The organism is Azonexus sp., assembly GCF_036170495.1.
Lineage (GTDB): Bacteria > Pseudomonadota > Gammaproteobacteria > Burkholderiales > Rhodocyclaceae > Azonexus.
In genome coordinates this window covers 1-9,130 of record NZ_JAVHPH010000425.1, presented here as the reverse complement: position 1 = coordinate 9,130, position 9,130 = coordinate 1, and the positions used below count along the sequence as shown (strand labels likewise).

Below are 9,130 nucleotides of genomic sequence, written 5' to 3'. Positions count from 1 at the left end.
CGTCGGTCTGGATGAAGGGGACGTAGCTGCCGTCCGGCAGGTTGCGCGACTTGGCCGAGACGATGCCGGCGCTGGCGCTGCTCTCAAAACCGTAGGGCGAGCCGATGGCGAGCACCCATTCGCCGACCTGGGTTTGCAGCGAGGTGCCCAGCTTTACGGTCGGCAAGTTTTTGGCGTCGATTTTGAGCACGGCGACATCGCTGGCCTTGTCGAGGCCGAGTACCTTGGCCTTGAATTCGCGCTTGTCGTTGAGCTTGACGGTGACTTCCTCGGCGCCATCGACGACGTGGGCGTTGGTTAGCACCGTGCCATCGGCCGTGACAATGAAGCCGGAGCCGAGGCCGTGCATCGGCTGGTTGCTTTCTGGCATCTGGCCGCGGAAGTGGCGGAAGAACTGGAAGAACGGGTCGTTCGGGTCCATCTGTTGCAGGTCGGGGCCAGTAGCCGCCGTCTTGCGCGTGCCGGTGACGCTGATATTGACCACGGCCGGGGCGTTGCTGGCGACGATGCTGCGCATGTCGGGCAGGCCGTTGGGGGTGGTGATGTTGATTGCCGGGGCGGCGACGGCGGCAGTCGGTTGGGTGGCTGCGTTGGCGTGGCCGAAAGGCACGTTCTGACCGAGCGAATAGGCGCCGCCCATGGCGGCTGCGACGGCGATGGCGGCGACGGTCATCTTCAGTGAATTACGGTTCATGGCTACCTCTTGTTGCGTGGGTTTGGGGATATTGATCAACGATTTCGGCCGTGGATGGAAAGCCGGTGCGCGTGGGCGCTGTGGTCGTTGGCTTTCATTCGTGTGCCGTGTTCGTTCGGGCTGCGCTTGGCGGGTTCGTTGCTGGTTTCGCTGGCGAATGCCGGGGCACCGAACAAGGCACCGAGGGAACTGGCGACGACCAGCGAGCGCAACAGCTTGCGGGTCGATCCGGCGACGCGGCGGGGCGGTTCCAGGCTGGCAGTGGCCTGCATGAGGCCGAGGTGCTGGCGGGAGGCCAGTATGAATCGGGCAAGGGTCTGTTCTTGCCAATGGGGATCAGTCTGCATCGGTCACTCCTTTTGCAAAATCAGTAGACCCGCAGTTTTGCCCCGATTGGACTTTTTTCGATGGGTGTTTTTGCGACGATTTGTATCAAATTTTTACCGAGCGCCGGATGCCACGGTCAACCGGAAAAAATGGCCAAAATTGAAATCGGCAGCGGGCCGGAAAACGTGGTCGATGTGCGATCGATTGCCGTTTGTCATGGGGTCGTAACACGCGGCGCTTAATTTGGAGAAATTCCAAACCGACCCGCGCCGACATGAACGCACCCGCACCGCTCAACCTGGCCGTACCCGCTCTCAATCTGACCCTCAAGGACCGCATCGACCAGAAGATTTTCGATGCGCTCTATTCGCGCTCGCTGGTCTACAACACTTGCTGGGAAGACCCGGCGGTCGACCGCCGGGCACTGCACCTCGGGCCGCAGGACACGGTGATGGTGATCACCAGCGCCGGCTGCAACGCGCTCGACTACGCCCTGCAGGGGCCGGCCAAGGTTTATGCGATTGACGCCAACCCGCGCCAGAATGCGCTGCTCGAACTGAAGATGGCGGGTATCCGCAAACTCGGTTTCGACGATTTCTTCGCCATTTTCGGCAGCGGATTTCACCCCAATATCAAGAACATCTACCGCCACCAGTTGCGGGCCGAACTCTCGGATTTCGCCAGAACCTATTGGGATCGCCGTTTCAACTGGTTTTGCAGCCGTCACGGCAGCTTCTATTTTCATGGCCTGGCCGGCTTCGTGGCGCGCGGTTTCCGCACTTATTTCCGCATGCGGCCGGCGCTGGCCCAGCGCGTTACGGAACTGTTCGCCTCGACCAATCTGGTCGAACAACGCCAGATTTACGACCAAAAAATCGCCAGTGAATTGTGGACGCCGGTCATCAACTGGGTGCTCAACCGCCAGCTGACCATGAGCCTGCTCGGTGTGCCGCATCCGCAGCGCCGGCTGGTCCAGGGCCAGCATCCGGGCGGCGTTTCGGGATTCATCCGCGATGCCATCGAATACGTTTTCCGCAACCTGCCGGTCGGTGAAAACTATTTCTGGCGCGTCTATCTGACCGGTAGCTACACCCGCGACTGCTGCCCGTCCTATTTGAAAGAAGAAAACTTCAATGCGCTCAAGGGCGGCCTGGTCGATTGCATCGAGCCGCATACCTGCACCGTCACCGAATTCCTGCAGGCCGGCGACGAGCCGATCACGCGCTTCGTGCTGCTCGACCACATGGACTGGATGAGCTGCTACTACCCGGCGGCGCTGATTGAAGAGTGGAACGCCATCTTCGAGCGGGCGGCGCCCGAAGCCCGCCTGCTGCTACGCAGCGCCCACGCCAACCCGCCGTTCCTTGATTGGGTGACGGCCGGCCCGCAACACAAGCCGCTCAAGGAAATGCTCAACTTCGAGACCGAACTTGCCGCCCGCCTGCAAGGCGACGACCGTGTGCACACCTACGCCGGGTTCGTCATCGCCCAGCTGGCGGAACATGGTCGCGCCTGATCTGGCGGCCGATGCCCGCATCCTGTGGCGCCTGCTCTGCGGCCAGCCGAAATCCGGCAGCCACGCCGAGCGCCTGCAGGCTTTCTATGCGCCGCAGGCCGATCGCTACGACGCCTTTCGTGAACGCCTGCTGTACGGCCGGCAGGAACTGATCCAGCGTCTGAGTCTGCAGCCTGGCGCCCGGGTCGTCGAGCTCGGCTGCGGCACGGGCAGCAGCCTGCTGCGGATCGGCGCCCGGGCCGGCCAGTTTGCCAGTTTCGACATGGTCGATCTTTGTCCGGCCTTGCTCGACGTGGCGCGGCAACGGGCGGCCGGCCATGAGCGGATCCGGGTCATCGAGGCCGACGCGACAAGTTGGCAGCCCGATCAGCCGGTGGATTTCGTCTTCATGTCGTACGCGCTGACGATGATTCCCGACTGGTCGCGGGTGATCGCCAATGCCCAGGCCATGCTGGTCCCGGGCGGGCGCATCGGCGTTGTCGATTTTCATCTGCCAGCTGCCGGCGGCCGACTGAGCAACGCCTTCTGGCGCAACTGGTTCGGCCATGATGGCGTGCATCTGTCGGGAGAGCATCTGGCGATGCTCAGGCGGATGTTCGTCGAGCAGTTTTCGGCTGAGCTGCGGGCGACAGTGCCCTATTTTCCGGGTGTTCAGGCGCCGTATTACCTGTTTGTCGGGGAGCGGGGCGACCTGGCGGGCGAGGTGAGTCAGCTTACGGCGGCATTGCCGGAATGGTTGAAGAAGCCGGACTGACGCCAACTACCGGCGCTTTTCTTACGCCGAGGCGTCCAGCAAAACCGTATCCTCGTGCGAATAAGCCGGCGCACAGCAGCACAGAATGACCAGCGCCGTTTTACCGGTGTTCGCCACGCAATGCGGCGTGCCGGGCGGGATCAGGACGCTGTCGCCAGGGCCAATCGGGAATTTTTCAGCGCCCAGCGTCATGACTCCCGTGCCGCCGGTGACGTGGTAAATCTCTTCGGTCACTTGATGGCGATGCAGCAAGGTCGTGCCGCCGGCCGGCACCAGCGCTTCGGCCAGGCTCTGGTTTTTGGCGCCGTGCTGCGCCGGGTGCAGCAGTTCGCGGATTTCCGTGCCGTCCTTGGTGATGTAGGGGCCGATCGCGTCGCGCGAGGTTTTCACCTTACTTGCCGCCCCACGGCTGGATCGGCACGGTGGAAATGGCGTTGGCCGGGGCGCCTTCGATGATTTTGCGGCTGATCGCCATGTAAATCAGGACGTTGCGCTTGTGGTCGAAGAAGCGATGGACATCGGTTTCCTTGAAGAAAATCGAGGTGTCGGCGCTAAAGACGATTTCGTCTTCCGACAGCTTGGCGGGCAGGGTGATCGGGCCGATCTGTCGGCAGGCCAGCGAGAACTGCGACGGATCTTCGGCCAGCCCGAAACTGCCTTTGACGCCACCGGTGCGGGCCTGGCTGACGTGGCAGGTCACACCGGGAATCTTCGGGTCGTCGTAGGCGTAAATACAGACGCGATGATTGGCCCCGATCAGCTTCCAGGTCGTCGTCGCACAGCCGATTTCTTCGGCGGTGGCGGGCAGGGAGAGGGCGGAGAAAGCAGCGAGAAGAAGGGCGGCGGTTTTCATGATGGTTCCGTTCAGGATGGTCGGGTCGATGATAACGGAATCAGCTTGCCGACGTATTTCGTGAGGATTTTGTAGATATCGCGGTCGAAGGGCGGGCGCGGGCTGTCGAGCAGGGCGTGTAGTTCTTCGTCCGAAGCGGCGGTGCCGAGGTAGCGCCAGCCTTCGATCAGGTGGATTTCGTCGCCTTCGCGGACCAGCCCGGGGCCGGCGAAGGGCCAGGCAACGAGCTTGAGGCCGACGAGCGCCGAGATCAGGCGAACCGTGTGCTTGGCGTAGGGCTCGGCACCAACGCAGGCCCCCTTGCAACGCCGGAGCTGGTAGCCGAAACACGGTTTGCCGGGCTTGGCTTTTTCCAGCCCGAGCAACACGTCGCAGAGGTTGTGCGATTCGGCCAGGGCGTGCAGCACCTTGTTGGCTTCCTTGGTGGTCTTGAACAGGCCATAGCAGGCGCTGGTCAGGCCGGCCTCGATGTCGGCCAGCGCCATGAGTTGCGGCCGCAGCCAGCCTTCGCCTTCATCGATCAGCGTCCACGTACAGGCCTCGTCGTTCTTGCGTAGCTGGCGGTTGTGGCTTGGCTGCAAAGCCTTGACCAGCGCCGATTCCTTGAGCAGGGCGCCGATTTCGCCGGCCGTTTCGATCCAGTCGATGCGCTTGACCTGCTGCGCCAGTTCCATTTCCTTGGCGGCGCTGTGGTCGCCGGCGAAATGCGAAAGCACGCGCTGGCGGATGTCCTTGGCCTTGCCGACGTAGAGCGGCAGGTTGTTTTCGCCGTAGAACAGATAGACGCCGGGCGCTTCCGGCAGTTCATCGATGATTCCGGCGTCGAGATGGGGCGGCAGGCTGGGGTGGGCGTTCTGCGCCTTGAGCGCGGCCTCGAATTGCTCGTTGCTACGGTCAACCCGAATTTTTTGCCAAAATTGAAATATCAGCTGGGCATCGGCCAGCGCCCGGTGGCGGGCATTGGCTTGCAGGTCGTGGCGCTCGATCAGGCTGTCGAGGTTGTGGCGCTTGTGCTCGGGAAACAGCGCGCGCGACAGCTTGACGGTGCACAGCACGGAAGCGCGGAAAGTGATGCCGAGGCGCTTGAACTCGTTTTTCAGGAAGCCATAGTCGAAACGCGCGTTGTGGGCGATGAACAGCCGGCCTTCGAGACGCTTCATGGTTTCCGCCGCCACCGCCTCGAACGGCGGCGCATCGGCCACCATGTCGTTGCTGATGCCAGTCAGTTGCTCGATGAAGGGCGGAATCCGCATGCCGGGATTGACCAGCTGCTGCCATTCGCGAACGCTGCCGTCGGCATCGACTTCGACAATGCCGATTTCGGTGATGCGGTCATGGGTGGCGGTGGCGCCAGTGGTTTCGAGGTCTACGAAGGCTAGGGGTCGCATGGGTGGATTTTCTCACGGACGACATCCTTTGATGCCTGTCATGGCAAAAAACACTACAGGTAGTATCGGTGGCCGGCATAGAGGCGTTATTTAGTGTTTCGGTGTTGACCATGGCATGCGTCGTCGTTAGACTCGGCGCCGTTGATGGTTCCCTTTCGGGGGATTAAAACGGGAATCCGGTGCCAGGCCGCAAGGTCTGAATTCCGGGGCTGCCCCCGCAACTGTAATCGGCGAGCGTTTCGCCAACACATGCCACTGGATGCGTCCGGGAAGGCGGCTGAAACGCAATGAACCGAGAGCCAGGAGACCTGCCACGACAAATTTCTTTCATGGTTTTGGGGCGGGGTGTCCCTGACGAGAGGTTTTTGCGTGGTCCATTGCCGTTTGTCCGTCGTCTCCTGCCGTTGCCGGGTTTCCTCCCGCAGCGCTGGCTGGCGGGCGCCGGCTGGTCGCGCACTCGGTTCTCCGCCCCCCGATACGGAGAATCGCCTTGCCATCCAATATCCAGTCCCTTTCAGCTGCTAACGCCTTCGCGGTGGCTGCCCTGCAGGTCATCCGCCGCAACGGCGCGCTCGTTGCCTTCGACGCCGACAAGATTGCCATCGCGCTGAGCAAGGCCTTTCTTGCCGTCGAGGGCAGCCAGAGCGCGGTGTCGTCGCGCCTGCGCGAGGTCGTCGCCCGCCTGACGCAGACGGTGGTCAATTCGCTGACCCGCCGCCTGCCCGATGGCGGCACGGTGCATATCGAGGACATCCAGGATCAGGTCGAACTGGCCCTGATGCGTGCCGGCGAGCACGATGTCGCCCGCGCCTACGTCCTCTACCGCGAGCGCCGCGCCGCCGAGCGGGCGAGCCTGGGCGAGGTGGCCGGGGTGCCGGTGCTGCATGTTTTGGTCGATGGCCAGCGCCAGCCGCTCGATATCGCCGCCTTGCTGAACACCTGCGAAGCGGCCTGCGCCGGGCTGGGCGAGGGCGTTTCGGCGCGGACCATCCTCGATCAGGCGCTGAAGAATCTCTACGATGGCGTCGCCATGGCCGACGTGTGGCAGGCCCTGATTCTCGCCGCGCGCACCCTGATCGAGCGCGAGCCGGGCTACAACTATGCGACGGCCCGCCTGCTGCTGGCCAGCCTAAGCGAGGAGGTCATCGGCGCGCCGGTGGCGGCGGAGGACGTTGCTACGGTCAACCGGAAATATTGGCCAAAATTCATACAACGCGGTATCGAGGCCGAGCTGCTCGACCCGCGTCTGGCCAGCTTCGACCTGCCGCGTCTGGCCGCCGCGCTCAAGCCGGAACGCGACCTGCAGTTCGGCTACCTTGGCCTGCAGACCTTGTACGACCGCTATTTCCTGCACATCGACGGGCGGCGCATCGAGCTGCCGCAGATTTTCTTCATGCGCGTCGCGATGGGCCTGGCCTTGAACGAAATCGACCGCGAAGCGCGCGCCATAAAGTTCTATGACCTGATTTCCAGCTTCGATTTCATGTGCTCGACACCGACCCTGTTCAACAGCGGCACGCTGCATTCGCAGCTGTCGTCGTGCTACCTGACCACCGTGGCCGACGATCTTGACGGCATTTACCAGAGCATCAAGGAAAACGCCCTGCTCCAGAAATACGCCGGCGGCCTGGGCAACGACTGGACGCCGGTGCGCTCGCTGGGCAGCCGGATCAAGGGCACCAACGGCCAGAGTCAGGGCGTGATTCCCTTTTTGAAGGTGGTCAACGACACGGCGGTCGCCGTCAACCAGGGCGGCAAGCGCAAAGGCGCCGTCTGCGCCTATCTCGAAACGTGGCACCTCGACATCGAGGAGTTCCTCGACCTGCGCAAGAACACCGGCGACGAGCGCCGGCGCACGCACGACATGAACACGGCCAACTGGATTCCCGACCTGTTCATGCAGCGGGTCATCGCCAACGGCGAATGGACGCTGTTCTCGCCGGTCGACGTGCCTGACCTGCACGACAAATTCGGCACCGAATTCGAGGCGGCTTATGTCGGCTACGAGGCGCAAGCCACCGCCGGGCAACTCAAGCTGCACAAGAAAATTCCCGCCGTCCAGCTCTGGCGCAAGATGCTGACCATGCTGTTCGAGACCGGCCATCCGTGGATCACTTTCAAGGATGCCTGCAACCTGCGTTCGCCGCAGCAGCATGTCGGCGTCGTGCATAGCTCGAATCTCTGTACCGAAATCACGCTCAATACCTCGGACGAGGAAACTGCCGTCTGCAATCTCGGCTCGGTCAATCTGCTGGCGCACTTGAAGGATGGCGCCTTGGATCAGGCCAAGCTGGCGCGCACCGTGACCACCGCGCTGCGCATGCTCGACAACGTCGTCGACATCAACTTCTACGCCACGCCCAAGGCGCGCAACGCCAACCTGCGGCATCGGCCGGTCGGGCTGGGCATCATGGGTTTCGCCGATTGCCTGGTCGAAATCGGCCTGCCTTACGCGTCGACCGCAGCCATCGAATTTGCCGACCAGACCATGGAAGCCGTCTGCTACCACGCCTATTCGGCGTCGAGCGAACTGGCCGGCGAACGCGGCCGGTATTCAAGCTTCACTGGCAGCCTGTGGGATCAGGGAATCCTGCCGCTCGATTCGATCCGACTGCTCGAAGCAGGGCGGGACGGTCATCTCGACCTTAACCGCGACGCCACGCTCGACTGGGACGCCCTGCGCCAACGCATCGCCCGCCACGGCATGCGCAATTCCAACTGCGTCGCCATCGCGCCGACGGCGACCATCTCCAACATCGTCGGCGTCTCGGCCAGCATCGAGCCGGCCTACCAGAACCTCTACGTCAAATCCAACCTGTCGGGCGAATTCACCGTGGTCAACGAAGCGCTGGTCAGGGACTTGAAGGCGCTCGACCTGTGGGACGAAGTCATGGTCGCCGACCTCAAGTATTTCGATGGCTCGCTGGCCCGCATTGAGCGCGTCCCGGACGAGCTCAAGGCGCGCTACGCGACGGCTTTCGAGATCGATCCGGTGTGGCTGATCGAAGCGGCGGCGCGTCGTCAGAAATGGATCGACCAGGCCCAGTCGCTGAACCTGTATCTGGCGCTGCCCTCGGGCAAGAAGCTCGACGAAATCTACAAGCTGGCCTGGCTGCGTGGCCTGAAAACCACCTACTACCTGCGCACGCTAGGCGCCAGCCAGGCCGAGAAAGCGGGTGGGCGCGACGAGGCAGCGGTTCCGGAAGAGCCGAAATTCTGCTCGATTGACAACCCGGAGTGCGAAGCATGCCAATGAAACTCGACCCACTTCTTCGATGGGTTGCGGCGCAGGCTAACCTGGCTTGCCAGGTTAAGCGCAGCGGCCGTAGCCACAACCCGGAATGCGAGGCCTGCCAATGAATCCCATCTACAGGAAAACCATGAAATTCCGCCATGTTGCCTTGCTCTGCCTGGCCCTCTCGGCCGGCCTCGCCGAGGCCGCCGACTGCCCCCGGATCGTCAGCCAGTCGCCCTACATCAGCCGCGCCCTCGACTGGCTGGGGCTGACCGACTGCATCGTCGGCGTCAGTCGTTACGACACCCTGGCCCGGCCGGATACCGGCGGCGTCATCGACCCCGATGCCGGCGTGATCGACAT

General features: G+C 62.8%; 9 protein-coding genes and 1 riboswitch. Of the genes, 4 read left to right on the top strand and 5 right to left on the bottom strand.

Annotated features, from left to right (window positions below):
* Both ADADOO_RS15485 and ADADOO_RS15480 read right to left on the bottom strand, forming a co-directional pair.
* Nucleotides 1-694 (bottom strand): trypsin-like peptidase domain-containing protein (locus ADADOO_RS15485; RefSeq protein ID WP_511278402.1); only part of this gene is annotated, 694 nt, incomplete at its 3' end.
* 35 nt (nucleotides 695-729) lie between these two features.
* The gene (locus ADADOO_RS15480) at nucleotides 730-1,041 is read right to left on the bottom strand and encodes a hypothetical protein (RefSeq protein ID WP_511278401.1); all 312 of its coding nucleotides are present in this window, start codon (nucleotides 1,039-1,041) and stop codon (nucleotides 730-732) included.
* Between the two features lie 254 nt (nucleotides 1,042-1,295).
* Here ADADOO_RS15480 and ADADOO_RS15475 point away from each other — a divergent pair, with 254 nt between their 5' ends.
* Complete coding sequence (locus ADADOO_RS15475) at nucleotides 1,296-2,537, top strand: BtaA family protein (RefSeq protein ID WP_511278400.1); 1,242 nt, start codon at nucleotides 1,296-1,298, stop codon at nucleotides 2,535-2,537.
* Complete coding sequence (locus ADADOO_RS15470) at nucleotides 2,524-3,291, top strand: class I SAM-dependent methyltransferase (protein ID WP_511278399.1); 768 nt, start codon at nucleotides 2,524-2,526, stop codon at nucleotides 3,289-3,291. Before ADADOO_RS15475 ends, ADADOO_RS15470 begins: the two co-directional genes overlap by 14 nt.
* Before the next feature lie 21 nt (nucleotides 3,292-3,312).
* Here the strand turns inward: ADADOO_RS15470 and ADADOO_RS15465 are convergent, their stop codons facing one another.
* Genes ADADOO_RS15465 through ADADOO_RS15455 form a run of 3 tightly spaced genes read right to left on the bottom strand, consistent with a single transcriptional unit; the run spans nucleotide 3,313 to nucleotide 5,532 of the window.
* Complete coding sequence (locus ADADOO_RS15465; protein WP_511278398.1) at nucleotides 3,313-3,681, bottom strand: cupin domain-containing protein; 369 nt, start codon at nucleotides 3,679-3,681, stop codon at nucleotides 3,313-3,315.
* A 1-nt stretch (nucleotide 3,682) separates the two neighbouring features.
* Nucleotides 3,683-4,144, bottom strand: coding sequence for a CreA family protein (locus ADADOO_RS15460; protein ID WP_511278397.1), 462 nt, complete (start codon nucleotides 4,142-4,144; stop codon nucleotides 3,683-3,685).
* Nucleotides 4,145-4,155: 11 nt separating this feature from the next.
* On the bottom strand, nucleotides 4,156-5,532 hold the full coding sequence (locus ADADOO_RS15455) for a 3'-5' exonuclease family protein (RefSeq protein WP_511278396.1): 1,377 nt from the start codon (nucleotides 5,530-5,532) through the stop codon (nucleotides 4,156-4,158).
* A gap of 127 nt (nucleotides 5,533-5,659) precedes the next feature.
* A riboswitch (cobalamin riboswitch) is annotated at nucleotides 5,660-5,862 on the top strand.
* A gap of 160 nt (nucleotides 5,863-6,022) precedes the next feature.
* On the opposite strand from ADADOO_RS15455, the gene ADADOO_RS15450 reads away from it, so the two are divergent.
* Complete coding sequence (locus tag ADADOO_RS15450; protein WP_511278395.1) at nucleotides 6,023-8,788, top strand: ribonucleoside-diphosphate reductase subunit alpha; 2,766 nt, start codon at nucleotides 6,023-6,025, stop codon at nucleotides 8,786-8,788.
* Between the two features lie 124 nt (nucleotides 8,789-8,912).
* Nucleotides 8,913-9,130, top strand: a 218-nt coding sequence (locus ADADOO_RS15445; protein ID WP_511278394.1) for a hypothetical protein, incomplete at its 3' end; no start/stop codon positions are given.

What these genes read in the sequence shown, in the direction of transcription:
- ADADOO_RS15480 (WP_511278401.1), bottom strand. Translation starts at nt 1,041, where the DNA reads ATGCAGACTGATCCCCATTGGCAAGAACAGACCCTTGCCCGATTCATA.
- ADADOO_RS15475 (WP_511278400.1), top strand. Translation starts at nt 1,296, where the DNA reads ATGAACGCACCCGCACCGCTCAACCTGGCCGTACCCGCTCTCAATCTG.
- ADADOO_RS15470 (WP_511278399.1), top strand. Translation starts at nt 2,524, where the DNA reads ATGGTCGCGCCTGATCTGGCGGCCGATGCCCGCATCCTGTGGCGCCTG.
- ADADOO_RS15460 (WP_511278397.1), bottom strand. Translation starts at nt 4,144, where the DNA reads ATGAAAACCGCCGCCCTTCTTCTCGCTGCTTTCTCCGCCCTCTCCCTG.
- ADADOO_RS15455 (WP_511278396.1), bottom strand. Translation starts at nt 5,532, where the DNA reads ATGCGACCCCTAGCCTTCGTAGACCTCGAAACCACTGGCGCCACCGCC.